The following is a 24,952-nucleotide window of genomic DNA, read 5'->3' on the forward strand; positions in this document are numbered from 1 at the left end:
CTGCGATTCTTGCAGCCAATTGCCACCACCGGCCTGCGAGGCACCCATGCAGATCAGCTCCAATTTCGACAGCGGCAACATTGAGGTCATCGACGCCAGCAACCCACAGCAAGTACAGCTGGCGATTCGTCCTGATCTCAACAGCGCGCATTTTCAGTGGTTCCATTTCAAGGTCGAGGGCGTGCAGCCGGGCCAGCGTTACGGCTTCAGCCTGAGCAATGCCGGGCAGTCGTCGTACAAGAATGCCTGGAGCGGCTACCACGCGGTGGCGTCCTATGATCAGCGTACCTGGTTTCGAGTGCCCAGCCGCTTTGACGCGGGCGCGCTGAACTTCGACATTGAGCCGCAACAGGCGCAGGTCTGGTTTGCCTACTTCGAGCCTTACAGCCGGGCGCGGCATGACCAGCTGATTGCCGATGCGCAGCGTTTGGCCGGGGCTGAACTGTTTGCCACGGGACGTAGCATTGAAGGGCGCGCCATCGAGGTGCTGCGCATCCGCCGTAATCCACAGGCACCGCGCAAGATTTGGTTGATTGCCCAGCAGCACCCCGGCGAGCACATGGCTGAATGGTTTATGGAAGGGTTGATCGAGCGCCTGCAGCAGGCGGATGACGCCGAGCTGAACGCGCTGTTGGAGCAGGCTGAGTTGTACCTGGTGCCGAACATGAATCCGGATGGTGCCTACCGTGGCCACCTGCGCACCAACTATGCCGGTCGCGACCTTAACCGCGCGTGGCAGTCAGCCACTGAGGCGGACAGCCCCGAGGTGTACTTCGTCCAGCAGCAGATGCGTGCGGTGGGTGTGGATCTGTTTCTGGATATCCACGGTGATGAGGAGATTCCTCACGTTTTCGCCGCGGGCTGTGAGGGCAACCCCGGCTACAGCCCGCGTCTGGAGTGGCTCGAAGAGCAGTTCAAGCAGTTGCTTGTGCAGCGTGGGGCTGAGTTCCAGACGGCCTTTGGCTACCCGCGGGATGAGCCCGGCCAGGCCAATACCACGCTGGCCTGCAATGCCGTAGGGCTGGAGTTCGATTGTCTGGCATTTACCATCGAGATGCCGTTCAAGGATCACGACGACCGACCTAACCCGAGCACGGGATGGAACGGCGCGCGTTCCAAGCAGCTGGGCAAGGATGTGCTCAGCGTGGCTGCCGCGATGGTCGGGCAGCTGCGCGAGTAGCAGACCAGCAGCCCGGGGACAACCGGGCTGCTTTTAGGCTGTTTCAGCCGCGGTAGTAGCGCTGCGGTACAAACGGCGTTTTTGCCACTTTCATCGCTACGCGCTTGCCACGTACCATGGCCCATACCTCGGTATCCACGGCGATATGGCTGCTCTGCACATAGCCCATGGCCACTGGAGCAGCCAGGGTCGGGCCGAAGCCGCCACTGCACACTGAACCGATCACATTGCCGTCGGCATCGACGATTTCCGCGCCTTCACGTACCGGTACACGTTCCTGCGGCAGCAGGCCGACGCGCTTGCTGGCCACGCCTTGCTGTTGCTGGGCGAAGATCCGCTCGGCACCGGGGAAACCACCCGCGCGTGCGCCGTCGGCGCGGCGTGGCTTGGACATGGCCCACAGCAGGCTGGCCTCGATCGGCGTGGTGCTGGTGCTCATGTCGTGGCCGTACAGGCACAGGCCCGCTTCCAGGCGCAGCGAGTCGCGTGCGCCGAGGCCGATGGCCTCGACTTCTGCTTCGGCCAGCAGGCTGCGCGCCAGGGTTTCGGTGTGCTCGCTCGGCACAGAGATTTCGAAGCCGTCTTCACCGGTATAACCGGAGCGGCTGACATAGCAGTCGACACCCAGCAGGCGCACCGGGGCGAATTGCATAAAGGTCATTTTCGCCACCTCCGGGGCCAGGCGCGCCAGTACATCGACGGCTTTCGGGCCTTGCAACGCTAACAGGGCGCGAGTTTCGAACAGGCTTTCGATTTCGCACTGGCTGCCAATGTGCTGTTGCAGGTGAGCCAGGTCCTGGTCCTTGCAGGCGGCGTTGACCACGAGGAACAGCGTATCGTTACCCAGGTTGGCGACCATCAGGTCATCAAGGATGCCACCGTTTTCATCGGTGAACATGGCGTAGCGTTGCAGACCCACGGGCAGGTCGATGATGTCCACCGGCACCAGGGTTTCCAGGGCTTTGGCAGCCTCTGCGCCGCGTAGGACGATCTGCCCCATGTGCGACACATCGAACAGGCCGGCGGCGTCGCGGGTGTGCAGGTGCTCCTTCATCACACCCAGCGGGTATTGCACCGGCATGTCGTAGCCGGCGAACGGCACCATGCGTGCGCCCAGTTCGAGATGCAGGGCGTGGAGCGGGGTTTTCGCCAGGGTTTCGGTGGTCATGCGGTTCTCCAAAGCTAAGTGTCTGTATGACGGATAGAGATTCAGGGTCGAGGCGTTAACACTCGACAATATTGACGGCCAGACCGCCGCGAGCGGTTTCCTTGTACTTGTTGTTCATGTCGGCACCCGTCTGGCGCATGGTGCGGATCACTTTATCCAGCGAGACAAAGTGCTGGCCGTCGCCGCGCAGGGCCATGCGTGCGGCGTTGATGGCCTTTACCGAACCCATGGCGTTGCGTTCGATGCACGGCACTTGCACCAGACCGCCAATGGGATCGCAGGTCAGGCCGAGGTTGTGTTCCATGCCGATTTCGGCGGCGTTCTCCACCTGATTGACGCTGCCGCCGAGCACTTCACACAAGGCCCCCGCAGCCATTGAGCAGGCCACGCCGACTTCGCCCTGACAGCCGACTTCGGCGCCGGAGATCGAGGCGTTCTCTTTGTAAAGGATGCCGATGGCGGCGGCGGTGAGCAGAAAACGCACCACGCCGTCGTCGTTGGCGCCGGGGATAAAGCGGCTGTAGTAATGCAGCACCGCCGGCACGATCCCGGCTGCCCCGTTGGTGGGAGCGGTCACCACGCGGCCACCGCTGGCGTTTTCCTCGTTTACCGCCAGGGCGTAGAGGTTGACCCAGTCGAGCACGCTCAAGGCGTCGCGCAGGCTGGCTTCCGGGTGCTGGCACAGTTGCCGGTGCAGGTCGGCGGCGCGGCGTTTGACCTTGAGCCCGCCGGGCATGATGCCTTCGGTGCGGCAGCCGGCGCTGACGCAGTCCTGCATCACCTGCCAGATCTGCAGCAGACGCGCGCGGGTCTCGGCTTCCGGTCGCCAGGCGGCTTCATTGGCCAGCATCACCTGACTGATGCTCAGGCTGTGTTCGGCGCAGTGGGCCAGCAGCTGCTTGCCGGTGGTAAAGGGGTATTGCAGCACGGTGCTGTCTTCGACAATCCGGTCGGTTCCGGCGGCTTGTTCATCGACCACGAAGCCGCCCCCCACCGAGTAGTACTCGCGTGAGCGGATCTGCAAGCCGGCGGCGTCGAAGGCGCGAAAGATCATGCCGTTGGGATGGAAGGGCAGCGGCTTGCGGATCATCGCCAGGTGCTGCTTCTCGACAAAATGGATGGGCTTTTCGCCGAGCAGCTTGAGTTCGCCCTTGCTGCGAATCGCCGCCAGGCGCGCGTCAACGTTGCGGGTGTCGACCGTGTCCGGCTGTTCGCCTTCCAGGCCGAGCAGCACGGCTTTGTCACTGCCATGGCCCTTGCCTGTGGCGCCGAGTGAGCCATACAGCTCAACCTTGATGCTTGCGGTGTTGCTCAGCAGCTCATCGCGGCGCAAGCCTTCGGCAAAGCGCACAGCGGCTCGCATCGGGCCCACGGTATGTGAGCTGGAGGGGCCAATGCCGATCTTGAACAGGTCAAAAACGCTGAGTGACATGATTCGCTCCACGTTGTGGCTCTTCAACTGTTCAGCTTAGACCGGCACTCAAACACAACAGTGACGGGGTAACTGGGGCAGCATGTTGTTCTTGTGGGTGCAACTAACCCGCCCCGTGAGGGGGAGTCGACAGGTGCGGGGTAATCCATGCAGTGAGCCGTCCCGCCCGCAGTCGGGGGGACGGCTTTGCTGCATCAGGCGTCCTGATACGCCTCGATGGACGGGCAGGCACAGACCAGGTTGCGGTCGCCGAACACGTTGTCCACGCGGCCGACCGGCGGCCAGTACTTGGCCTCGATCAGGCTGGCTACCGGGTACACGGCCTGCTCGCGGCTGTAGGCGTGGGTCCACTCGCCGACCAGTTCCAGGGCAGTGTGCGGAGCATTTTTCAGCGGGTTGTCGTTGGCATCCAACTGGCCCGCTTCCACCGCACGAATCTCGTTGCGGATGGCGATCATCGCGTCGCAGAAGCGGTCCAGTTCTTCCTTGGATTCGCTCTCGGTCGGCTCGATCATCAGCGTGCCAGCCACCGGGAAGGACATGGTCGGCGCATGGAAACCGAAGTCGATCAGGCGCTTGGCCACATCGTCAACGCTGATGCCGGTGCTGTCCTTGATCGGGCGGATATCCAGAATGCACTCGTGCGCCACCAGGCCGTTGCTGCCCGAGTACAGCACGGGGTAGTGCTCTTCCAGGCGGCGGGCGATGTAGTTGGCGTTGAGGATGGCCATTTGCGAGGCGCGCTTGAGGCCTTCGCCGCCCATCATGCTGATGTACATCCAGGTGATTGGCAGAATGCTGGCGCTGCCGAACGGCGCGGCGCTGACGGCCCCTTCTTTGCGGGCCATGTGGCCGTGGCCAGGGAGGAACGGAATCAGGTGCTCTTTCACGCCAATCGGGCCGACACCTGGGCCACCACCGCCGTGCGGGATGCAGAAGGTTTTGTGCAGGTTCAGGTGGGACACGTCGCCGCCGAACTTGCCCGGGGCGCACAGGCCGACCATGGCGTTCATGTTGGCGCCGTCGATGTACACCTGACCGCCGTTGTCGTGAATGATCGCGCAGATTTCGCGGATGCCTTCCTCAAACACGCCGTGGGTCGACGGGTAGGTGATCATGATCGCGGCGAGGCGTTCTTTGTGCTCTTCGGCCTTGGCCTTGAGGTCGGCGATATCCACGTTGCCGCTGCTGTCGCAGGCGGTCACGACGACGCGCATACCGACCATGCTGGCGGTGGCCGGATTGGTGCCGTGAGCCGATTGTGGGATCAGGCAGATGTCGCGCTGATCATCGCCACGGCTCAGGTGATAGGCACGAATGGCCATCAGACCGGCGTACTCACCTTGCGAGCCGGCGTTCGGCTGCAGGGAAATGCCGTCGTAACCGGTGGCCGCGCAGAGCATGGCTTCCAGTTCAGTGGTCAGTTGGCTGTAGCCTTGGCTTTGCTCGGCCGGGGCGAAGGGGTGCAGGTTGCCGAATTCGGCCCAGGTCACCGGGATCATTTCGCTGGCGGCGTTGAGCTTCATGGTGCAGGAACCCAGCGGAATCATGCTGCGGTCCAGCGCCAGGTCCTTGTCGGCCAGCTTGCGCAGGTAACGCATCAGCTCGGTTTCGCTGTGGTAGCGATTGAACACCGGGTGGCTGAGGATTTCCGATTCGCGCAGCAGGCCTTGCGGCAGTTGGGCGATCACGCCAGCCGCCAGTTCCGCGAAGGCTGGAACGGTCTTACCTTCGGCGAATACCGCCAGCAGCGCTTCAACGGCCGTTTGGTCGGTGGTTTCGTCGAGGGACAGGCCCAGACGCTCGCCGTCGATTTCACGCAGGTTGATCCCGGCATTGCGCGCAGCAGCGTGCAGGGCCGCGGTCTTGCCGCCAGTGGCCAGGGTCAGGGTGTCGAAGAAGAATGCCTGTTCAACGCTGTAACCCAATGCACGCAAGCCTTTGGCCAGGATCGCGGTGAACTGGTGGGTGCGCTGGGCGATCTGGGTCAGGCCTTTCGGGCCGTGGTACACGGCGTACATGCTGGCGATGTTGGCCAGCAACACTTGCGCGGTGCAGATGTTACTGGTGGCCTTCTCGCGGCGGATGTGTTGCTCGCGGGTTTGCATGGCCAGGCGTAGGGCCGGCTTGCCGAAACGGTCGATGGACATGCCGACCAGGCGGCCTGGCATGTCACGCTTGAATGCATCGCGGGTGGCGAAGTAGGCGGCGTGTGGGCCACCAAAGCCCAGCGGCACACCGAAACGCTGCGCGCTGCCCAGGGCCACGTCGGCACCGAATTCGCCCGGCGGAGTGAGCAGGGTCAGGGCCAGCAGGTCAGCGGCCACGGCCACCAGCGCATGGGCGGCGTGGAAGCGTTCAACCAGTTCGCGGTAGTCGAAGATGTCGCCATTGCTTGCCGGGTATTGCAGCAGCGCGCCGAAGTAGGCGCTGGCGTCAGTGATCGCAGCTTCGTCGCCGATGACCACCTCAATGCCCAGTGGCTCGGCACGGGTGCGCAGCACGTCGAGGGTTTGCGGGTGGCAATGCTGGGAGGCGAAGAAGGCGTTGCTGGCCTTGTTCTTCGACAGGCGTTTGCAGAAGGTCATGGCTTCGGCAGCGGCAGTGGCTTCGTCCAGCAGCGAGGCGTTGGCGATCTGCATGCCGGTGAGGTCGCTGATCAGGGTCTGGAAGTTCAGCAGCGATTCCAAACGGCCTTGGGAAATTTCTGGCTGGTAGGGGGTGTAGGCGGTGTACCAGGCCGGGTTTTCCAGCAGGTTGCGCAGGATCGGGCTCGGCGTGTGGGTGCCGTAGTAACCCTGACCAATAAAGGTTTTGAACTGCTGGTTCTTGGCCGCGATGGTTTTGATCTTGGCCAGTGCGTCGGCTTCCGACAGGCCCGGCTGTGCGCCGAGGATGCTTGTGCCTTTGATGCTGTCGGGGATGACGTTATCGGTCAGCGCGTCGATGCTGGCGTAGCCGAGCAGGTCGAGCATGGCCGCCGTGTCTGCGTCACGTGGGCCGATGTGGCGGGCGATAAATTCGTTCTGGGTGGTCAGCTTGGTCATCACAATCTCTCAGGCGTCAGCATTGGCGTTGAGCAGGCGCTCGTAAGCGGCCAGGTCGAGCAGGTCGGCAACGGCGCTGGCATTGGCCGGGCGGAAACGGAAGAACCAGCCTTTGCCCAGGGGGTCTTCGTTGACCAGCTCAGGGCTGGATTCTAGCTCGCCATTGACCTCAACCACCTCACCGTCCAGCGGCATGGCGATGTTGCTGGCGGCTTTTACCGATTCCAGCACGGCCACTTCGTCACCCTCGGCGTAGCGCTGTACCTCTGGCAGCTGGACGAAGACCACGTCACCCAGGGCGTCCTGGGCATAGGCGGTGATGCCCACGGTAACCAGACCATCGGCATCCTGACGCAGCCATTCGTGCTCGGCGGTAAAACGCAACTCGCTCATGTGTACTCCTCAAGGGTGTTGACTCGCCCTTTCTGCTGGGGGCGATGTGCTGGGCGCGCGCGTAGGGCGCGCGCTGAATGTAGGAAGGCCTTAGCAAAGCTAGTGCCATTATGATTTTTATCAATAAAAACAAAGGCTTATGTTTATTTCTGGGGTGGTGAATTTTGACTTTTGTAGCGAAATCGATACGCGACGTGCGGGCTGGTCGCGCATCGCGGGGGACAAGGCCCGGTTGTCGCGGGCTGAACGCTTTGTGTCGCTTTCATTACGCTGTAACGAATTGAGTACGTACTGATGGCCGGCCGCGTGATATGCGCATGGTGCGGTTGCGCAATGCGCCTGAGCAGGCGTGGATGAGTGCAGAGCCCTGCGCGCGGTAATGGGCTATTCGTCCAGGTTATGCGGAGCCATTGAAATGCGCCATGAGATGGCCTCAGAGGGGCCGGCCAGAGGGTGATTCACTCTTTCGGCTGACAGGGCAAATACCTCTTTCGGGCGCTTATCCCTTGGTTTGTGGCTGGTTAGCGTGGTGGCTCTACACGAAATCGCTTTCCAGGAGAGCCGCATGAGAACAACAACAAGACATGCCATCTTCCAGCCCAGCGTGTTGGCGGTTGCCATCGCGATTGGCTGTGTTGCGCCTGTCCAGGCCGTCACATTCAACTTTGGTGAGGTCGAAGCGCAGTTCGACTCGTCGCTGTCGGTGGGGGCCAGCTGGTCGGTGCGTGATGCCGATCGGGACTTTATTTCCACCGCCAGCGGTGGCCAGGCGTCCTCACGGACTTCCGACGATGGCCGGCTGAACTTCGAGAAGGGCAAGACCTTCTCGAAGATCTTCAAGGGTATCCATGACCTGGAAGTCAAGTATGGCGATACCGGCGTGTTTATCCGCGGCAAGTACTGGTACGACTTTGAAACCAAGGATGAAGGCCGCGAGTTCTACGACATTCAGGACAGCAACCGTAAAACTGCCGCACAGTCGTCGGGCGCTGAGATTCTCGATGCGTTCCTCTACCACAATTACAACCTGGGTAGCCTGCCTGGCAGCGTGCGTGTGGGTAAGCAGGTGGTCAGTTGGGGCGAGAGTACCTTTATTGGTAACAGCATCAACGCCATCAACCCTGTCGATGTGGCGGCATTCCGTCGTCCGGGCGCTGAAATCAAGGAAGGGCTGATTCCGGTCAACATGCTTTATGTGTCGCAGAGCCTGACGGACACCCTGAGCATGGAAGCCTTCTACCAATTGGAGTGGGACCAGACGGTCGTGGATAACTGCGGCACGTTCTTCTCCAGCTCCGATGTACTGGCTGATGGCTGTGACGACCGCTTGACCGTACTGGGGCCTGACCTGGCGCCAGGGGTGTCGAGAAACGCCTTTGTGGACAACGCCTATATCCCGCGCGCCGGCGATCGCGATGCCCGCGATGACGGCCAGTATGGCATTGCCCTGCGCTGGTTTGCCGAGTCGCTGAATGACACCGAGTTCGGTGCCTATGCGATGAACTATCACAGCCGTGGTCCGGTGTTCAGCACCATTCGCACGACAACGCCGAACTTTGCCACCTTCATCCCCGGCGCGCCCAATGCGCGCTATTTCATCGAGTATCCGGAAGACATTCGTCTGTATGGTTTGAGCTTCCAGACCAATCTCAGTGGCACGGCCCTGTCTGGTGAAGTCAGCTACCGCCCGAATATGCCGCTGCAGATCAACTCCACGGACCTGTCCTTTGGTGCGCTGGGGCTGCCGTTCAGCCCGGTATTTACCACCGGTCACGCGCAGAACGTTGCCGGTGCTGATCTGCATGGCTATGACCGCCGTGCCGTGACCCAGGCTCAGTTGTCGGCCGTGCAGTTCATCGACCGTGTGCTGGGTGCCAGCCGCTTGACCCTGGTGGGGGAAGTGGGTTTCAACCATGTCAACGGCATCAGTGACGATGTCGGTGAGCTGCGTTTTGGTCGTGATCCGATTTACGGGCCGGGTGAATACCGTGCTGCCGGCATCTGTGCGGCCTTCAACGCCGCCAATCCTGATGAGTGCCAGGGTGATGGCTTTTACACCTCGAACTCCTGGGGTTACCGGGCTCGGGCGAGCCTGGACTACAGCAACGTGTTCGCAGGTATCAACCTGTCGCCGAGTGTTGCCTGGTCGCATGACGTGGATGGCTACGGGCCGAACTTCAGCGAAGGCAACAAGGCTATCAGCCTGGCGCTCAATGCCGATTACCAGAACACGTACACGGCCAGCCTGAGTTACACCGACTTTTTCGGTGGCGACTACAACACGACCACTGACCGCGACTTTGTTGCGCTTAGTTTCGGCGTGAATTTCTGATCAACACAGTGCAAAGGATCCGTACACCATGAAAAGCACAAGAATCCTGCAAGCTGGGGCGCTGGCAATGGGCCTGCTGGCCAGCAGTGTGATGGCGGCAGTCTCGGAACAGGAAGCGGCGCAACTGGGTGTCAGCCTGACGCCGCTGGGCGCCGAAATGGCGGGCAATGCCGATGGCAGTATCCCGGCCTGGGGCGGCGGACTTTCCACCACCGCTGCCGCCGTAGACGAAAAGGGCTTCCTGGCTGATCCCTACGCCAGTGACCAGCCACTGTTTACCATCACTGCAGCCAATGCCGAGCAGTACAAGGACAAACTGTCGGCAGGCCAGTTGGCCATGTTCAAGCGCTACCCGGAGAGTTACAAGATTCCGGTCTATCCAACACGCCGCAGTGCCGCAGTCCCCGCGAAAATCGCCGAGGCCGCCAAGCTCAGTGCGGTCAATACCGTGCCGGTAGATGGTGGCAACGGCCTGCAGAACTTCAATGCCAGCCGCTACTACGCCTTTCCAATCCCCAAAACTGGGGTGGAGGTGGTGTGGAACCACATCACCCGTTACCGCGGCGGTAACACGCGCCGGGTTGTTACTCAGGCCACACCGCAAACCAATGGCTCCTACAGCCTGGTGAAGTTCGAGGATGAAGTGGCTTTCCCGGCGGACATGCCTGACCTCGATCCGGCCAAAGGCAGCAACATCCTGCTGTACTTCAAACAGCGGGTGACTGCGCCTTCGCGTCTGGCAGGCAACGTGCTGCTGGTGCACGAGACCATTGATCAGGTGAAAGAGCCGCGTCTGGCGTGGATCTACAATGCCGGCCAGCGTCGTGTACGGCGTGCGCCACAGGTGGCCTACGACGGTCCGGGTACCGCGTCGGACGGCATGCGTACGGCGGACAACTTCGACCTGTTCTCCGGTGCGCCTGACCGCTATGACTGGCAGTTGGTGGGCAAGAAGGAGATGTACATTCCCTACAACAGCTTCAAGCTCGATTCGCCTGCACTGTCCTATGACGATGTGCTCAAAGCGGGCCATATCAACCAGGACCTGACCCGTTATGAGCTGCACCGCGTCTGGGAAGTGGTGGCCACGCTGAAGGATGGTGAGCGGCATATCTATGCCAAGCGGCATATGTATGTGGACGAAGACAGTTGGCAAATCGCCCTGGTCGATCACTACGACGGTCGTGGTCAACTCTGGCGGGTCGCCGAAGGTCATGCCCAGCAGTACTTCAACCATCAGGTGCCCGGTTACACCCTGGAAGCCCTGTATGACCTAGTGGCAGGCCGTTACCTGGCTCTGGGCATGAAGAACGAGGAAAAGACGGCCTACAACTTTGGTTTCAAGGCTTCGGCAGCGGACTACACACCGGCTGCCCTGCGCAGCTCAGGCGTGCGTTGAGCCACGTTGCAGTTGTTGTCATGTGATCAGGCGGCCTGCGGGCCGCCTTTTTTATCGCCTGCCATCAGCTCGGGTGATAGAGCTGTGATGCGCAGAAGCAGGGAGTTAGCCTGCGATTATCCGGTTCTTGTAGAACAATAAAACGAGCCGACATGAACGCTTTAGCGTCTTCCTTGCCGAGTGCCGCTGCGCCTGCGTGTGGCGGTATACCTAGGCCTCCGCCCGGGCATCTGATACGGCGCAGCCTGTTGCAGCGTCTGTTGCAGCAACCCTGCCGCTTGCGCCTGCTGGTCGGGCCGGCCGGCTATGGCAAGAGTGTTCTGCTGGCAGACTGCGCACGTGAGTCTGCGGCGGACTGCCCAGTGTTCTGGCTCAATGGTGCGGCCTATGGCGGCAATGTCGAACAACTGGCGCAGCAGTTGGGTAAATGGCTCGGTTACCCGCCTGCACTGTCATCGCATGATGTGCTCAATTGCCTGGCACAGGACCCAAGGCGTTGTTGGATCATGCTCAATGATTATCCAGCGCAGCCTGATCCGGCGCTTGACCTGTTCCTCAATCAGCTACTTGATGCGACCCCTGAGGGGATCGGCTGGTGGCTGGGCAGCCGGCGCCGCCCGGCCTGTAACCTTTCCCGTCTATTGCTGGAGGGGGAATTGCTGGAAATCGGCGCAGCCGACCTGGCATTTACTCCGGATGAGGTCGTGGCCTGGCTGGGGCACTGGCAGCCGGCCTGCAGTGCGTGGGCGCAAGACCTGTATACCTTGACTGAGGGCTGGCCCGCCGCGCTGCGCTTGCGCATGTTGGCGGTGCAGGCTGATGCTGCCGGTACAACACCGCTGGATGCTGAGCATGAGCCGTTACTCAGCGACTATGTGAACCGTGAGGTGTTGCAACACCTTCCGGATGAGTTGTGCCAAGTGCTGATCCAATTGGCGCGTTTGCCGCGATTCAATCTGGCGCTCTGTGACCACCTGTTTGGTGCAGGTGACGGGGCATTGTGGCTACGCGCTTTGCTCGATCGCGGTGTGTTTATGCAGGAGCTTGATACCGCCAAGGGCTGGTTCACGCTCTTTGCGCCGTTGGCTCGCCTGCTGCAACGCCAGACCGGGCAGTTGCCCTGCAATGCGTTGCATGTACATGCGAGCCAATGGTTTTCCACCCACGGTGATATTCCAGCGGCGGTCGAGCATGCCCTGCTGGCAGGGCAGCCTGAGGTGGCCAGCAGTTTTCTGGAACGCTTTACCGAAGAGCAGGTGCTGCAGGGGCAAGATCTGGCGCTGATTCTGCGCTGGCGTAGCGAGTTGCCCGAAAGTCTGTTGTACAGCACGCCGCGGCTGATCCTGCTCAATACCTGGGTTCTGCTGCTGGTCGGGCGACTGGATGAGGCGCAAGCCTGCATCAACGAATTGGCCCGTTTCCAGCCGCGCAGTGATGGGCCGCGTACCCGTGAGCTGTTTGCGCACTGGCAAGCGATTCAGGGCATCATCGCCTATGGTCGATTGTGCGCCGTCGATGCCCGCACGCATTTGCATGAGGCTTTGCAAGGCCTGCCGCACAGTGCCTGGGCGCAGGCATTGCTGTGCCGCTCGGCGCTGACCCTGGTAGCCATCGGTGAGGGCCAGTTGGAGACAGCCCAGAAGCTCAGCTTCGAGGCGCTGAAGCAGGCGCGACAGCATGGCAACGCTGTTTTTGAGGCTTTGCTGGAACTTGATCACGCCTTGCTGCTGGAGACCCGTGGTGAGTTTGCCCGTGCCGAGGCGTTGCTGCTGCGCGTGCTGGCCGGTACGGCCCCCAACACGCTGCGTCAGACCCCGGTGCAAGCGCGCATTGGTTTGCGACTGGGTCGTTTGCTGTTGCGCCAGGGGCGTGCTGATGCGGCCGCAAACTACTTTCAGAGTGGCCTGGAGCAGGCGCTCGACTACGGTGATCCGGCTGCTTTCCAGGGGTATCTTGGCCTGGCCGAGCTGGCCATGGGGCAGGGGGACATTGCTTCTGCATTTGCTCGTTTGGCGCAGGCTGAACGCTTGATGCAACGCCAGCGTGTGCATGAAACGCTGTACCGTGGGACCCTGCTGTTGGCCAGTTGCCACTTGTGGTTAGCGCAGGGCCACCGTGAGCGTGCACGGTTGGCGGCGACACGGGTGCTGGGTTATTCGCAGCGGGTCAAGGCCATTCTGCCTACGCCGAATTTCCCGGAGTTGATTCCACGTTTTCAGGCGTTTCTTCTACAACTGGATCGTGTGGATGGTGCCGACATTCGCCAGCCATTGCAGCGCTTGCTGGAGCAAGCACTGAGTCAGGGGCGTCAGGCGTTAGCCAGTGAGCTGTGGATACGCTATGCCGAGGTATGCGCTGACGCAGGCGATCAGGTGAGTGCCGACCAGGCTCGGCAGAACGGTGAAGCCCTGAAGATGCGTCTGGGCTATCAGCATCCATGGTGGCAGGTGCTGTGCGCGGACGATGTGGCCGTTCATCCGGTGGCGCGCACCAGTGCACTCAGCAGCCGTGAACTGGTGGTATTGCGCCTGATCGCCCAGGGACTCTCCAACCAGGAGGTGGCTGAGCAGCTATTTATCTCATTGCATACCGTCAAGACTCACGCCCGCCGGATCAACGGCAAACTGGGCGTCGCACGACGTACTCAGGCCGTGGCCAAGGCCAAGGCGCTGGGCTTTTTTTAGCGCCAACACTCAATGCAGTGCCGGGCTGGCGCTGAGTTGGCGCAGCCGCTGGCTAAGGTGCAGACGTTGTGCCAGATCATCGCAGAGCAGCAGGGCGCGTTGCAGATCGAAGCGCTCACCCTGCGGGCAGTCGAGTATCTGGTAGATGTCGGCCCGGGCCAGGTGATCAGCCAAGCAGGGTGAGCCGAGCTGCAGGGCGCGCTCGGCGTCGCGAAGTGCAGCAAGCGGCTCGTGGGATATCTGATGCAGGTGGCGCAAGTTGCGTGATAGGCGCTGCAGCAGGCTGTGCGCATCAATGGGTTGCAGGTGGCTGGCCGTCAATTGCGCTTTCGGGCCTTGTTGGCGTTGCAGCAGTTCCCTGCATTCTCGGGTGTACAACCGTCGTCCGCTACAGGGGTCGAGCAGGTGATCCGCTCCCGGTACCCGGAGTAGAAAATGTCCGGGAAAGTTGATGCCTTGCAGGGGAATGGCCAAGCGTCTGGCCAATTCTAGGCTGAGCAGCGCCAATGACAGGGGCTGGCCACGGCGACGGCTCAGCACGCAATTGAGCAGTGCCGCCTGGGGGCGCAGCGGATACTCATCATCCTCCTGAAAATCCAGCTCAGTGAGTCGGCGCACCAGCGCTTGCGCCAATTCCTGGCTGGGCAGTTCGGGCAGCCCCTGCAGCACTTGTTGTTGCAGGTTGCCCAGTTGCTGCATCACCTCGTTCGGCTGCAGGTGTGGCTGGTGTTCCACGGCGATCCACACCGCCGCTTCAAACAGCGCGGGCGGTTGTTGCTGCAGGCAGGCAAGGCAGGCGGCGCGAGGGGTCATGGGCTGCTCCCAAGGTTTATGCCTTTGTAGTCAAGCACCTAACCTTCGTCCAGTACATTGTTGTGCCGGCCCTGTGCCAAGTTCCGCGGCGATCCCCCGAAATAAGGAAATCGAGGATGCTCGTCGTGCTTCGTCATGCTGTTTTGTCACTGCTGCTAATGTTCAGCAGCTCCTGGCTCAGTGCTGCGCAGTCCCTGCAGGACAACCTGCTGGCACAGGAGCTTTCGACCTACCGTGTGCTGACCCTGTTTCACCTGCTACGCCTGGAACAGGGTGACCCAGATGTGCAGCAGCGGCTGCAGGTAAACGTGCGTCATTTTCAGCAGTTGCAGGCCGAGCAGGCTGCCCTGATCGAGACAGAGCCAGCGGCACACTTGGCGCTTGAGTTGCAGCCGGTCGCACAGCGTTTGCAGGCGTTGGTGCTCAGCAATGCTCAGCTAGGCGTTGAGAACATGGGCTTTCATGCCCTGGATGACTTGTCGCAGAGCGCTTATGACCTGGTGCAACGCAACCGCCAGCTTCAGACACACTTGACTGAGACGCCGACGAGCATGGCGCTGCGTCAGGCGGTGTTGATGCAGCAGATTGCTGCCGAATATGTACGCGAGGCGGCCAGTTGGGATGCCGGCGCGGCTGTGTATGACAGTACTCAGGCGCTGAGTGAGCCGGTGGATGCCCTGACCAAGCGTTTCAGTGAGCGACTGGTTCAGCTGCAGCAGGCACCGGATACGCATGCTGAACTGCAGGCCCGGTTGGGACAGGTGCGGGTGATTTGGAACTATATTGAGCAGCCACTGCTGAATTACCGTGAGCGCTCTCTGCCGTTTGTGGTGAGCCGCTACAGTGAGCAAATCGTGAACCTGCTGATTCACTGAGGCGTGCCAGCGCCTCAGTGGTAGCGGCCTATACTGACAGGCAAATCAGTACGGGAGCCACAGCATGTTCGCCATGATGGAAACCGCCCGGCTGGAGTCACTGCACTTCGCCGAGGATCCACTGACCGGTCTCAAGGCGATTATCGCCATCCATAACACCCGCCTTGGCCCGGCGCTGGGCGGTTGCCGTTACCTGAACTATGCCAACGAGACGAGCGCCATCGAGGATGCCCTGCGTCTGGCCAAGGGCATGAGCTACAAGGCCGCATTGGCGGGCCTGCGTCAGGGCGGCGGCAAGGCGGTGATCATCCGTCCCGCGCATGTCGATAACCGCGCCGCCGTGTTTGAAGCCTTTGGCCGGTTTATCGAAACCCTCAATGGCCACTACATCACCGCGATGGACAGCGGCACGTCCAGCGCCGACATGGACTGCATCGCCCAGCACACCCAGCATGTCACCAGCACCACGGCCGAGGGTGATCCGTCACCGTACACCGCCATGGGCGTGTTTGCCGGGATTCGTGCCACCGCCCTGGCGCGCCTCGGCAGTGACAACCTGGAAGGCTTACGGGTGGCGATTCAGGGGTTGGGCAATGTCGGCTTCGCCCTGGCCGAGCAACTGCATGCTGCCGGCGCTGAGCTATTGGTCAGTGACCTGGACCCAGGTCGCGTCCAGCGGGCGGTCGAGCAACTGGGCGCCCGACCGGTGGCCAGCGAAGCCTTGCTCGCCACGCCCTGCGACATCCTGGCGCCCTGCGGTTTGGGTGGAGTTTTGCATGCGAGCAGTGTCGCTCAGTTGCGCTGCTCGGCGGTGGTGGGGGCCGCCAACAATCAACTGGCCAGTGCCGACATCTCCGACAGCTTGCAGGCGAGGGGGATTCTCTATGCACCGGATTATGTGATCAACGCTGGCGGTCTGATCTACGTGGCGCTGAAACATCAGGGTGAGCCTGTGCCGGTGATCACCGCGCACCTGACACAGATCAGTCAGCGGCTGACCGAGATCTATGGTCATGCCCAAGCCGACAAGCGTCCGCCGGCAAGGGTCGCTGATGCGATTGCCGAACGCTTGTTATATGGCTGAGTTTGACTGTTGCCAGAAGCACAAAGCCCCAGTCATTGGCTGGGGCTCTGTGTTTCTGGCGTTACTCGGCTGCAGGCTCGCTCAGTTCACTCAAGGCGTCGGGTTGGTTTTTGAACGCCTTGGCGAAGATGTCGCGGTTCTTCGCCATATAAATTCCCAGCTCTTCACCCTGGGTTTCATTCAACGATGGCACGGCCTTCTGCAGCACCTCGGTGAGTAGCTCGGCCAGTTCGAGCATTTTGTCATGACGGTCGGCTTCGGCTTTATCCATGAATAAACGCTCCAAATCCCGGCTGCTGCGGTACACCACTTCGACGGCCATTCATCACCTCTACGCCTTCACGCTGGTAGGTTACTAAAACTGGTTATTTGTACAGTGGTGGCGAGCATAATTAACTCGCCGACATTTTGCCAGTAGCAATTGCTGTATCGGCTTATAACCTGGCTTGCGACACGGGCTGTGATGCTGCCGATATTGCCTGCGCATCCAGAGTTGACCAAGGTGTGCCCTTGATGAAATGACATGCATCTGTATCACTCCGGGCCTGAGCTTTGCATCTGCAGCGCAGGTTGAGATAGACAACTGATCAACGGTTAATGGGGACGGCGTGGTGAACAAGAACAACTGGGCAAATCGTAAGCGTGAAGAGGTGCATGGCCTGGCGGAGTCGTTGGGCAATCTGTTGATGGAAGCCTTCCACTACCTGGCGTTATTCGCCATCGGTGCCATTACCGCCTGGGCGGCAGTGATGGCCTTTATTGGCATGCTGGAAAAGGGCCATATCACGGTCGATGACATTCTGTTGCTATTCATCTACCTGGAATTGGCGGCAATGGTGGGGATCTATTTCAAGACCAACCACATGCCGATCCGCTTCATGATCTATGTGGCGATTACTGCGCTGACCCGGCTGATGATTTCCGACATTTCGCACAACCATAAACCCGACATGGGCGTGGTGATGGTGTCCGGGGCCATTCTGCTTCTCGCCGTGGCAATCTTTGTGGTGCGTTATGCCTCTTCGCGCTTTCCTGCGGTGCAGGCCGACGGGCCACGGCGCAAACGTAATGCGGCTGATGAAGCGGCAGAGAAAGATGACATGCACAGCGATGATTGATTGCTGATCAGTCGCTTAACGGCGCAAACAGCGCCTGCAGATCGTCTTCGCTGAGCTGCAGCTGGGTCTGGCTGCCGCCTTCCAGCACGCCGCGGGCCAGGCTGGCCTTGGCTTGTTGCAGCTGCTGGATTTTCTCTTCGACGCTGCCACGGGCGATCAGCTTGTAGACGAACACCGGCTTGTCCTGGCCGATGCGGTAGGCGCGGTCGCTGGCCTGAGCTTCGGCGGCGGGGTTCCACCAGGGGTCGAAGTGGATCACCGTATCGGCGGCGGTCAGGTTCAGGCCTGCGCCGCCGGCTTTCAGGCTGATCAAAAAGATTGGCAGCTCACCAGCCTGGAACTGCTGCACCGGGGTGCGGCGGTCCTGGGTGCTGCCGGTGAGCTTGGCGTAGCGAATATTGCGTGTTTTCAGCTCGGCTTCGATCAGCGCCAGCATCGAGGTGAACTGCGAGAACAGCAGCACGCGCCGGCCTTCAGCGAACAACTCTTCAAGCATTTCCAGCAGACCGCTGAGCTTGCCGGAATCCAGGCTGGTCAGACTGCTGTCACCGCTTTCATCGAGCAGACGCAGGTCGCAGCAAGCCTGGCGCAGGCGCAAAAGGGCTTCGAGAATCACGATCTGGCTGCGCGCCAGTCCCTGACGGGCAATTTCCGCGCGAACCTTCTGATCCATGGCCAGGCGCAAGGTTTCGTAGCGGTCGCGCTGCGCCGCGCTGAGTTCGACCCAATGGGTGATTTCGGTTTTCGGCGGCAGCTCGCTGGCTACCTGCTCCTTGGTGCGCCGCAGCACGAAGGGTTTGATCCGCCCGGTGAGGTGCGCCAGGCGCTGCTCGTTGGCATTTTTTTCGATGGGTGTGCGGTAGTCGCGGGTAAAGCTCTTGCTGTCGCCGAGCCAGCCGGGCATGAGGAAGTTGAACAGCGACCATAGTTCGCCCAGGTGATTCTCCAGCGGTGTGCCGGTCAGGCACAGGCGTTGCCCGGCCTGCAGTTGCCCGGCAGCGACGGCAGCCTTGCTGCGTGGGTTCTTGATGTTCTGCGCTTCATCGAGAATCAGCAGGCGATAGCGGTAGGCAGCCAGCGCTTTGAGGTCGCGTGGTAGCAGGGCGTAGGTGGTGAGGATGATCTGGTGTTCGTCGATCTGCTTGAACAGCGTGCGGCGTTTTGGCCCATGCAGGGCCAGTACCTTGAGCTGCGGGGTGAAGCGCGCGGCTTCATCCTGCCAGTTGGGGATCAGGCTGGTGGGCATGACGATCAGCGCCGGCTGCTGCAACCGTCCGGCGTTGTACTCGCAGAGGATATGGCCGAGGGTCTGCAGGGTTTTGCCCAGGCCCATGTCATCGGCCAGCAGGCCGCCGACTTCCAGCTCGGCCAGTCCCTGCATCCAGGCCAAACCTTGCAGCTGATAGGGTCGTAGCTCTGCTTCTAAGCCGGCGGGTGCCTGCAAGGTGGCGCTGTCCAGCCGCTGCAGGCGTTCGGCGAAGTCACGCAGCTGGCCGCCGCCTTGCCAGCTGATGGCCGGGCCTTCTTGCAGGGGATTCAGGCGGGCAGCATCCAGCCGTGACAGGCGCAGCCGCTGGCTGGACTCGCCCGGCTCGCGCACAAACAGCTCGCCGAGGGTCGCCAGCAGCGGCTTCAGTCGTGCCAGCGGTAATGCTGCGCGTTTGTGGTGATGCGGCAGGCTGACCAGTACCACCTCGTCATCATCGCGCTTGTTCAGGGCTTCGCCATTGAGCAGCCAAGGCTTCTGGCGGATGGCCTGCAGCAAAATCGGCAGCAGGCTGATGCGCTGGCCTTCGACCTCGATGCCCAGTTCTAGGTCGAACCAGGTTTGTTCGGGGTCTTCTTCGACCTCGGCATACCAGTCATCGACCTGCGCCAGGTTGAACTGGAAATCTGGCTGCATGCGGATCTGCCAGCCTTCCTCACGCAGCCGCGGCAATTGCTCGCGGACAAACAGCAGCCAGGCCGCCTCATTGGGGTGCTCGTAGGCTTCTCCGGCGCTTTCCGGTAGCGCTTCGCTCTGCCGCAGGGCCACTTGCAGGCCAGTTTGTTCCAGGCGTTTGCGCAGCTGGGTTTCAGTGCTGATATCGCGCACGATGCGCAGGCTGTGCTGGGCACTCTGTTTGATCAGCAGGTCTTTACCCTGTTTGCCAGATGCCAGGTGGCCCTGGTAGTCGAAGGCCAATGCAGCGCGATGCTGGGTCTGCTCCTGCATACGGCCCTTGCGTGCGTCAAAGTGCACGCGCACCAGGCTGCCGAGGCTCAGCACCGGCGCCGGTTGTAAATTCTCCAGGTACTCCTCGCGGGCCTGCGGGCTGCTGACGATCAGCGGCGACAGATCGACGCCCTGTTCCTGCTGCAGTTGCAGGGTGAGCAGGGCGCTGGCGACGTGTTTACAGTTGAAGCCCACTGGGCAGCTGCAATGGCCTGTCACGCCCCAGCCCTGGCCGTAGTGATGCAGGGTGATGCGCTGTTGGTAGGTTTGCGCACCGGAGCCACGGCAGCTGGCCAGCAGGGTGCTGTCCTTGAGGCTGAGCAAACGGCTGCGCCCCTGGGCGGCATAACCCTGACCGCGCTGCAGATCGCCCACGCCGAATTCTGCACGCCAGTCTTCCTGGCGTAGATGCAGGATATCGAGGGCCATCAGGGGCACCGGGCGGGCAAGTGAAGGAATCGTGGCATGGGCAGCTTTCTCGAAGGCAGCCGATGATTCTTACACAGCCAGCGTGGGATTAGCAGGCAGTTTTCAGCTGTTGGTAAGCAGATATTGCTTGGCGTGGGGGCGTTGCAGGGCGGCGCGGTATTGCCCCGGCGTGGCGCTGAAGGCCTGGCGGAAGCGGTTGTTAAAGTGGCTGGCGCTGGCAAAGCCGCAGGCCAGGGCCACTTCAGCCAGTGCCAGGGTGCTGTGCTGCAGCAGTTGCTGGCCATGGCGCAGGCGCTGCGCGAGCACATAACGATGCGGAGGCAGGCCGAAGCTGAGCTGGAACATCCGCGCGAAGTGGTATTCGGAGAGCGCGCAGACACTGGCCAGCTGGCCCAGGCTAAGTGGCTCACTGAGGTTGGCCTGGATAAACTCGCGTACTCGGCGGCGCTGGTTGGGGGCCAGGCCGCCGTTCAACCGCAGGCCATCGCGGCGGCCGACCTGGGACAGCAACGCGTGATTGACCAGGCCGTGGGCCAGGCTGCTGCTGAGCAGGCGCTCGGCGGGCTCCTGCCAATCCAGCTGGATGAGCTCACGGAAACGCTGGGCCTGCTGCGGGTCATCGAGAAAGGTGCCTTCGCGCAGTTCCAGTTCCCGTGGCTCACGGTCCAGCAGGTTGACGGCCGACAGGGCGAATTGCTCCTGGCTGATATACAGATGGGTCAGATGGATTTCCCCGTTGATCACCCACTCCGACTGATGCCCGGCCGGCAGTATGCACAGTTTGTCTGGCGCGCCTTTGCTGTGCGGGCTTTCGCGGCGAAAGGTGCCGGTGCCGCCGGCCAGGTAGCAGGACAGCGTGTGATGGCTGGGGGCTTCGTAGTCGCGGGCATCATGGCGGTTGCTCCACACGGCCGCCGCCAGCCCGTCGCCCAGCTCGGCGCTGCGATGCAGGCGAGTGTTGGGCGAGCTGTGCATGCTCTGGAAAACCTGTAGGTGCTCAAGTTGCGACATAAATCCTCCGTCACCCTATGCTACGCCCGGCATGTATGCGTGCCAGCCCCCGCCGGCAGAAAAGCGCAAGATTATGCAAGACGCGACTATTTGTAGCTGTCGAGGATTTCCTGGTAACGCGGCTGTTTTTTCAGTGCGTTAAGGCCGTTCTGCAGGCGGGTCAGTTGCACTGCGTCGGTATCCAGGCTGAAGGCGTAATACATGGCGCTTTCCTTGAGTACATGCACCGGGGCGAAGTCGTGGCTGTGCATGTCCAGATTGCGGATAAACCAGTAGGCGGTGGTTTCATTGTAGGCCCACAGGTCGATGCGGCTGTTATGCAGCAGGTTGGCCAGCTGAATCGCGCTTGCAGAAATCTGCAATTGGTTGTCGCTGATGCCCATTTTATTAAGCAGTTGGTGGCTGGCATCATCGCGAATCACGCCGATACGGTAGGCGCTGAGTTCCGCCGGTTGCTTGATTTGTAACTGGCGATCCTTGCGCGCCAATAACACGATGCGGCTGGGCATGATCGGCCCGACCCATTTGAACTGCGGGCCGCGTTCATCGGTGCGGGCCATGGAGAACAGCAGCACGCCAGGGCCCTTGCGCGCCATTTGGTAGCCACGCGCCCAGGGCAGCGAGCGAATGTCCCGACGTCCAATGGGTAGGCCGGCGATGGCAGCGGCCTCCAGCAGAATATCCACGGTAATACCTTTGGCGATGCCGCTTTCGGTGTAGTTGTAGGGGGGGAACTCTTCGGTGATGAAGTCCAGCGACTCCCACTTCGCGTCTGCATGCAGCACCGATGGCGTGAGCAAACAGAGGGAAATCAGCGCAAACGCGTTGCCCAGGCGAGAAGACATGCAACGTACCTCAGGTTACAGATGCCGGCAGTGCCGGGTGGCTTAGGCAGTGTGGCGGGTGCGCCTGCGTCAGCGACACCCGTCTATTGACGCTAGCCCGCCTGGCATAGGCTGTCGACTCGCCACATTGATCGCGTTGTATGGTTATCTTTTGGTTGCGAGTGAATGGCTATTAACCGTTGGGATCGAGCAGTCAGCCCTGCGCGCGCTCGTACCAGCCCTTGCTGTTATTGACCATGCGCACCAGCCAGAGCATGACCGGCACCTCGATCAGCACACCGACCACCGTGGCCAGCGCCGCGCCGGAGTTGAAGCCGTACAACACGATGGCCACTGCCACCGCCAGTTCGAAAAAGTTCGACGCGCCGATCATTGCCGCCGGCCCGGCGATGTCGTGACGCACCTTGAGTTGCCGGCACATCCAGTAACCCAGCGCGGCGATAAACAGGGTTTGCAGCAGAATCGGCACCGCCAGCATGGCGATGATCAACGGCTGCGCGACTATGGTCTGGCCCTGGAAGGAGAACAGCAGCACCAAGGTGGCGAGCAGGGCGAGGATGGAGAACGGGCCGATACGCGCCAGCACCGCTTGCAGCGCTGCATCACCCCGGCGCAGCAGGCGCGCACGGATCAATTGGGCTATCGCCAGGGGGATGACGATGTACATCACCACCGACAGCAGCAGGGTGTCCCATGGCACCGGGATCGACGACACGCCGAGCAGCAAAGCAACGATAGGGGCGAAAGCGAACACCATCACCAGATCGTTGATCGCCACCTGAGTCAGGGTGAAGTTGGCATTGCCTTTACACAGATTGCTCCACACGAACACCATGGCGGTGCAGGGCGCGGCGCCGAGCAGAATCAGCCCGGCCACGTAGCTGTCGATCTGCTCGGCCGGCAGCCAGTCTGCGAATACATGGCGCAGAAACAGCCAGGCCAGAAAGGCCATGGTGAAGGGTTTGATTAACCAGTTGATGCTCAGGGTTACGCCCAAACCGGCGCGCTGCTGGTAGACCTCACCAATGGCGCTGAAGTCGATCTTCATCAGCATCGGGATGATCATCACCCAGATCAGCAGGCCCACCGGGATATTCACCTGCGCGACGTCAAGTGCGCCCACCGCCTGCGCCGCTACGGGCGCATACAAGCCGAGCAAGGTGCCGCCGATGATGCAGAGGAAGACCCAAAGCGTCAGGTAGCGCTCGAACAGACCGAGCGGCGAGCGGGTTTGAGGAGCGGAGGATTCTAGGGCATTGGCCATGCTGGATTCCTTAGGTGAGGGGCGAGTCTAGCCAGTCCCGCTGCGGCCAGTGTTGATCTGGGTCTGCTTGGGGTTGGTTAAATATACGGTTTACAAGATATATGGATATCAATATATTCGCCAAACCGTATTCGCCTGACACCCATCGCCATGAGCCCAAAGATTCGTGTGTTGTTCCTCTGCGTAGCCAACGCTGCCCGCTCGCAAATGGCCGAAGCGCTGCTACGCCATACCGACCCAGAAGGCTATGAGGTTTTCAGCGCAGACACCCTGCCTGGTGACGTCGACCCACGTGCGCGTCAGGCCCTGGAGCAGTTGGGCGTCAGCACGGAAGGCCTGCACAGCAAGGCGCTGGAGAGCTTCGATGGCCAGCAGTTCGATTACGTGATCACCCTGTGTGACAAGTCCGCCTTCGAGTGCAGCACCTTGCCAGGGGCCGGCGAATACATCGCCTGGGACTTCGAGGACCCGGCCAGTAGCCAGCAGCAGAATGCCTACATGCGTTGCCTGCAGCAGATCCACGAGCGCATCAAGATGTTCGTACTGGTCAAAAGCAAAGTCAGCCAGCCTACGCAGATGCTCGCCCCGGTGACCTTGTTTAAGTGCCTGGCCGATGACACCCGCGCACGCATGACTCAGCTGATCGCCCAGGAGGGCGAGCTGTGCGTCTGTGAGCTGACCGCCGCTCTTGAGGAAAACCAGCCGAAGATCTCCCGCCATTTAGCCCAGCTGCGCAGCAGCGGCCTGTTGCAGGACCGCCGCGCCGGGCAGTGGGTCTATTACCGCCTGCACCCGCAACTGCCTGCCTGGGTTGGCAAGATTCTGGCGCAGGTGCTCCAGGCTGACGACCCACAACTGGCCGAAGATCGTTTGCGTCTGCACAGCATGCGTGACCGTCCTGATCGCGCCTCACTGTGCGGCTGAGCCCCCGTTTTCTGGAGAAAGGCCATGAGCTTTGAGTTGCCGAATATCAACCCTGAACTGCTCAATCCGCCCAGCCAGGAGCAACTGGCCAAGCCGGCCCCGTTGCACAAACCGCGCATTCTGCTGTTGTACGGTTCCAACCGGGCCCGTTCCTACAGCCGTCTGCTGACCGAGGAAGCCGCGCGCCTGCTGCAGCAGTTCGGTGCCGAAACGCGGATATTCAATCCCAGCGGTCTGCCGCTGCCGGACGACGTTCCCGAGGATCACCCCAAGGTGCAGGAACTGCGCGAGCTGGTGCTGTGGAGCGAGGGCATGGTCTGGTGCTCGCCGGAGCGCCATGGCGCGATGACCGGGGTGTTCAAATCGCAGATCGACTGGATTCCCCTGAGCATGGGCGCGGTGCGCCCGACCCAGGGTAAGACCCTGGCGCTGATGCAGGTCAGCGGCGGTTCGCAATCCTTCAATGCGCTGAACCAGATGCGCGTGTTGGGGCGTTGGATGCGTATGTTCACCATTCCCAACCAGTCTTCGGTGGCTAAAGCCTTCCTCGAATTTGACGACGCCGGGCGGATGAAGCCTTCGGCCTATTACGACCGCGTGGTCGACGTGATGGAGGAGCTGGTCAAGTTCACCCTGCTGCTGCGCGGCCAAACGGACTACCTGGTGGACCGCTACTCAGAGCGTAAGGAGTCGGCCGAGCAGCTGTCCAAACGGGTCAATCAGGCTTCCATTTAATTTT

The 24,952-nt window shown here is 61.3% G+C and carries 19 protein-coding genes; 9 read left to right on the top strand and 10 right to left on the bottom strand.

The annotated features are described in order from the left end of the window. The first annotated feature begins 46 nt into the window (after window positions 1-46). A complete protein-coding gene (locus DBR00_RS07510; protein WP_108485823.1) occupies window positions 47-1,180 on the top strand; it encodes a M14-type cytosolic carboxypeptidase in 1,134 nt (377 codons plus the stop codon). Between the two features lie 43 nt (window positions 1,181-1,223). Here DBR00_RS07510 and gcvT read toward each other — a convergent pair whose 3' ends face one another. The 4 genes from gcvT to gcvH all read right to left on the bottom strand — a co-directional run bounded on the left by gcvT (window position 1,224) and on the right by gcvH (window position 7,220). After that, window positions 1,224-2,348, bottom strand: a complete 1,125-nt coding sequence (gcvT, locus tag DBR00_RS07515) for a glycine cleavage system aminomethyltransferase GcvT (RefSeq protein WP_108485824.1) — start codon at window positions 2,346-2,348, stop codon at window positions 1,224-1,226. A 55-nt stretch (window positions 2,349-2,403) separates the two neighbouring features. Further along, the gene (locus DBR00_RS07520; protein ID WP_108485825.1) at window positions 2,404-3,780 is read right to left on the bottom strand and encodes an L-serine ammonia-lyase; all 1,377 of its coding nucleotides are present in this window, start codon (window positions 3,778-3,780) and stop codon (window positions 2,404-2,406) included. Between the two features lie 194 nt (window positions 3,781-3,974). Beyond that, a complete protein-coding gene (gcvP, locus tag DBR00_RS07525; protein ID WP_108485826.1) occupies window positions 3,975-6,827 on the bottom strand; it encodes an aminomethyl-transferring glycine dehydrogenase in 2,853 nt (950 codons plus the stop codon). 9 nt (window positions 6,828-6,836) lie between these two features. Further along, window positions 6,837-7,220 (bottom strand): glycine cleavage system protein GcvH, encoded by a 384-nt coding sequence (gene gcvH, locus DBR00_RS07530; RefSeq protein WP_108485827.1) that lies wholly within the window; start codon window positions 7,218-7,220, stop codon window positions 6,837-6,839. A 565-nt stretch (window positions 7,221-7,785) separates the two neighbouring features. Between gcvH and DBR00_RS07535 the strand changes: the two genes are divergently transcribed. The 3 genes from DBR00_RS07535 (at window position 7,786) to DBR00_RS07545 (ending at window position 13,635) form a co-directional block, all read left to right on the top strand. Next, entirely contained in the window at window positions 7,786-9,552 is a 1,767-nt protein-coding gene (locus tag DBR00_RS07535) for a DUF1302 domain-containing protein (RefSeq protein WP_108485828.1), read from the top strand. Between the two features lie 28 nt (window positions 9,553-9,580). After that, window positions 9,581-10,951 (top strand): DUF1329 domain-containing protein, encoded by a 1,371-nt coding sequence (locus tag DBR00_RS07540; protein WP_108485829.1) that lies wholly within the window; start codon window positions 9,581-9,583, stop codon window positions 10,949-10,951. A 248-nt stretch (window positions 10,952-11,199) separates the two neighbouring features. Next, window positions 11,200-13,635, top strand: coding sequence for a LuxR C-terminal-related transcriptional regulator (locus DBR00_RS07545; protein WP_158271552.1), 2,436 nt, complete (start codon window positions 11,200-11,202; stop codon window positions 13,633-13,635). Between the two features lie 9 nt (window positions 13,636-13,644). Here the strand turns inward: DBR00_RS07545 and DBR00_RS07550 are convergent, their stop codons facing one another. Next, window positions 13,645-14,448: a SirB1 family protein gene (locus DBR00_RS07550; RefSeq protein WP_108485831.1), complete on the bottom strand. Its 804-nt coding sequence runs from the start codon at window positions 14,446-14,448 to the stop codon at window positions 13,645-13,647. Between the two features lie 116 nt (window positions 14,449-14,564). Between DBR00_RS07550 and DBR00_RS07555 the strand changes: the two genes are divergently transcribed. Together DBR00_RS07555 and DBR00_RS07560 are read left to right on the top strand one after the other, a co-directional pair. Continuing rightward, window positions 14,565-15,323: a hypothetical protein gene (locus DBR00_RS07555; RefSeq protein WP_108485832.1), complete on the top strand. Its 759-nt coding sequence runs from the start codon at window positions 14,565-14,567 to the stop codon at window positions 15,321-15,323. Between the two features lie 64 nt (window positions 15,324-15,387). Further along, the gene (locus DBR00_RS07560; protein ID WP_108485833.1) at window positions 15,388-16,407 is read left to right on the top strand and encodes a Glu/Leu/Phe/Val dehydrogenase dimerization domain-containing protein; all 1,020 of its coding nucleotides are present in this window, start codon (window positions 15,388-15,390) and stop codon (window positions 16,405-16,407) included. 61 nt (window positions 16,408-16,468) lie between these two features. Here the strand turns inward: DBR00_RS07560 and DBR00_RS07565 are convergent, their stop codons facing one another. Then, a complete protein-coding gene (locus DBR00_RS07565) occupies window positions 16,469-16,729 on the bottom strand; it encodes a YebG family protein (protein ID WP_108485834.1) in 261 nt (86 codons plus the stop codon). 289 nt (window positions 16,730-17,018) lie between these two features. Here DBR00_RS07565 and DBR00_RS07570 point away from each other — a divergent pair, with 289 nt between their 5' ends. Continuing rightward, window positions 17,019-17,525: a phosphate-starvation-inducible protein PsiE gene (locus DBR00_RS07570; RefSeq protein ID WP_177479929.1), complete on the top strand. Its 507-nt coding sequence runs from the start codon at window positions 17,019-17,021 to the stop codon at window positions 17,523-17,525. A gap of 7 nt (window positions 17,526-17,532) precedes the next feature. Here the strand turns inward: DBR00_RS07570 and DBR00_RS07575 are convergent, their stop codons facing one another. The 4 genes from DBR00_RS07575 to arsB all read right to left on the bottom strand — a co-directional run bounded on the left by DBR00_RS07575 (window position 17,533) and on the right by arsB (window position 23,289). Then, complete coding sequence (locus DBR00_RS07575; RefSeq protein ID WP_108485835.1) at window positions 17,533-20,169, bottom strand: DEAD/DEAH box helicase; 2,637 nt, start codon at window positions 20,167-20,169, stop codon at window positions 17,533-17,535. Between the two features lie 102 nt (window positions 20,170-20,271). Then, window positions 20,272-21,180, bottom strand: coding sequence for a helix-turn-helix domain-containing protein (locus DBR00_RS07580; protein WP_108485836.1), 909 nt, complete (start codon window positions 21,178-21,180; stop codon window positions 20,272-20,274). Window positions 21,181-21,266: 86 nt separating this feature from the next. Further along, window positions 21,267-22,025 (bottom strand): ABC transporter substrate-binding protein, encoded by a 759-nt coding sequence (locus DBR00_RS07585; RefSeq protein ID WP_108485837.1) that lies wholly within the window; start codon window positions 22,023-22,025, stop codon window positions 21,267-21,269. A 193-nt stretch (window positions 22,026-22,218) separates the two neighbouring features. Continuing rightward, entirely contained in the window at window positions 22,219-23,289 is a 1,071-nt protein-coding gene (arsB, locus tag DBR00_RS07590) for an ACR3 family arsenite efflux transporter (RefSeq protein WP_108485838.1), read from the bottom strand. A gap of 150 nt (window positions 23,290-23,439) precedes the next feature. On the opposite strand from arsB, the gene DBR00_RS07595 reads away from it, so the two are divergent. Together DBR00_RS07595 and arsH are read left to right on the top strand one after the other, a co-directional pair. Then, entirely contained in the window at window positions 23,440-24,213 is a 774-nt protein-coding gene (locus DBR00_RS07595; protein ID WP_108485839.1) for a metalloregulator ArsR/SmtB family transcription factor, read from the top strand. Between the two features lie 24 nt (window positions 24,214-24,237). After that, a complete protein-coding gene (gene arsH, locus DBR00_RS07600; RefSeq protein WP_108485840.1) occupies window positions 24,238-24,948 on the top strand; it encodes an arsenical resistance protein ArsH in 711 nt (236 codons plus the stop codon). Window positions 24,949-24,952 lie beyond the last annotated feature (4 nt).

Origin of the sequence: Pseudomonas sp. HMWF032, assembly GCF_003060885.1 — a bacterium.
GTDB lineage: Bacteria > Pseudomonadota > Gammaproteobacteria > Pseudomonadales > Pseudomonadaceae > Aquipseudomonas.

Excerpts from the sequence above, each read along its gene's own strand:
- DBR00_RS07510 (WP_108485823.1), top strand. The coding sequence starts at position 47 with ATGCAGATCAGCTCCAATTTCGACAGCGGCAACATTGAGGTCATCGAC.
- gcvT (WP_108485824.1), bottom strand. The coding sequence starts at position 2,348 with ATGACCACCGAAACCCTGGCGAAAACCCCGCTCCACGCCCTGCATCTC.
- DBR00_RS07520 (WP_108485825.1), bottom strand. The coding sequence starts at position 3,780 with ATGTCACTCAGCGTTTTTGACCTGTTCAAGATCGGCATTGGCCCCTCC.
- gcvP (WP_108485826.1), bottom strand. The coding sequence starts at position 6,827 with ATGACCAAGCTGACCACCCAGAACGAATTTATCGCCCGCCACATCGGC.
- gcvH (WP_108485827.1), bottom strand. The coding sequence starts at position 7,220 with ATGAGCGAGTTGCGTTTTACCGCCGAGCACGAATGGCTGCGTCAGGAT.
- DBR00_RS07535 (WP_108485828.1), top strand. The coding sequence starts at position 7,786 with ATGAGAACAACAACAAGACATGCCATCTTCCAGCCCAGCGTGTTGGCG.
- DBR00_RS07540 (WP_108485829.1), top strand. The coding sequence starts at position 9,581 with ATGAAAAGCACAAGAATCCTGCAAGCTGGGGCGCTGGCAATGGGCCTG.
- DBR00_RS07550 (WP_108485831.1), bottom strand. The coding sequence starts at position 14,448 with ATGACCCCTCGCGCCGCCTGCCTTGCCTGCCTGCAGCAACAACCGCCC.
- DBR00_RS07555 (WP_108485832.1), top strand. The coding sequence starts at position 14,565 with ATGCTCGTCGTGCTTCGTCATGCTGTTTTGTCACTGCTGCTAATGTTC.
- DBR00_RS07560 (WP_108485833.1), top strand. The coding sequence starts at position 15,388 with ATGTTCGCCATGATGGAAACCGCCCGGCTGGAGTCACTGCACTTCGCC.
- DBR00_RS07565 (WP_108485834.1), bottom strand. The coding sequence starts at position 16,729 with ATGGCCGTCGAAGTGGTGTACCGCAGCAGCCGGGATTTGGAGCGTTTA.
- DBR00_RS07575 (WP_108485835.1), bottom strand. The coding sequence starts at position 20,169 with ATGGCCCTCGATATCCTGCATCTACGCCAGGAAGACTGGCGTGCAGAA.
- DBR00_RS07580 (WP_108485836.1), bottom strand. The coding sequence starts at position 21,180 with ATGTCGCAACTTGAGCACCTACAGGTTTTCCAGAGCATGCACAGCTCG.
- DBR00_RS07585 (WP_108485837.1), bottom strand. The coding sequence starts at position 22,025 with ATGTCTTCTCGCCTGGGCAACGCGTTTGCGCTGATTTCCCTCTGTTTG.
- arsB (WP_108485838.1), bottom strand. The coding sequence starts at position 23,289 with ATGGCCAATGCCCTAGAATCCTCCGCTCCTCAAACCCGCTCGCCGCTC.
- DBR00_RS07595 (WP_108485839.1), top strand. The coding sequence starts at position 23,440 with ATGAGCCCAAAGATTCGTGTGTTGTTCCTCTGCGTAGCCAACGCTGCC.
- arsH (WP_108485840.1), top strand. The coding sequence starts at position 24,238 with ATGAGCTTTGAGTTGCCGAATATCAACCCTGAACTGCTCAATCCGCCC.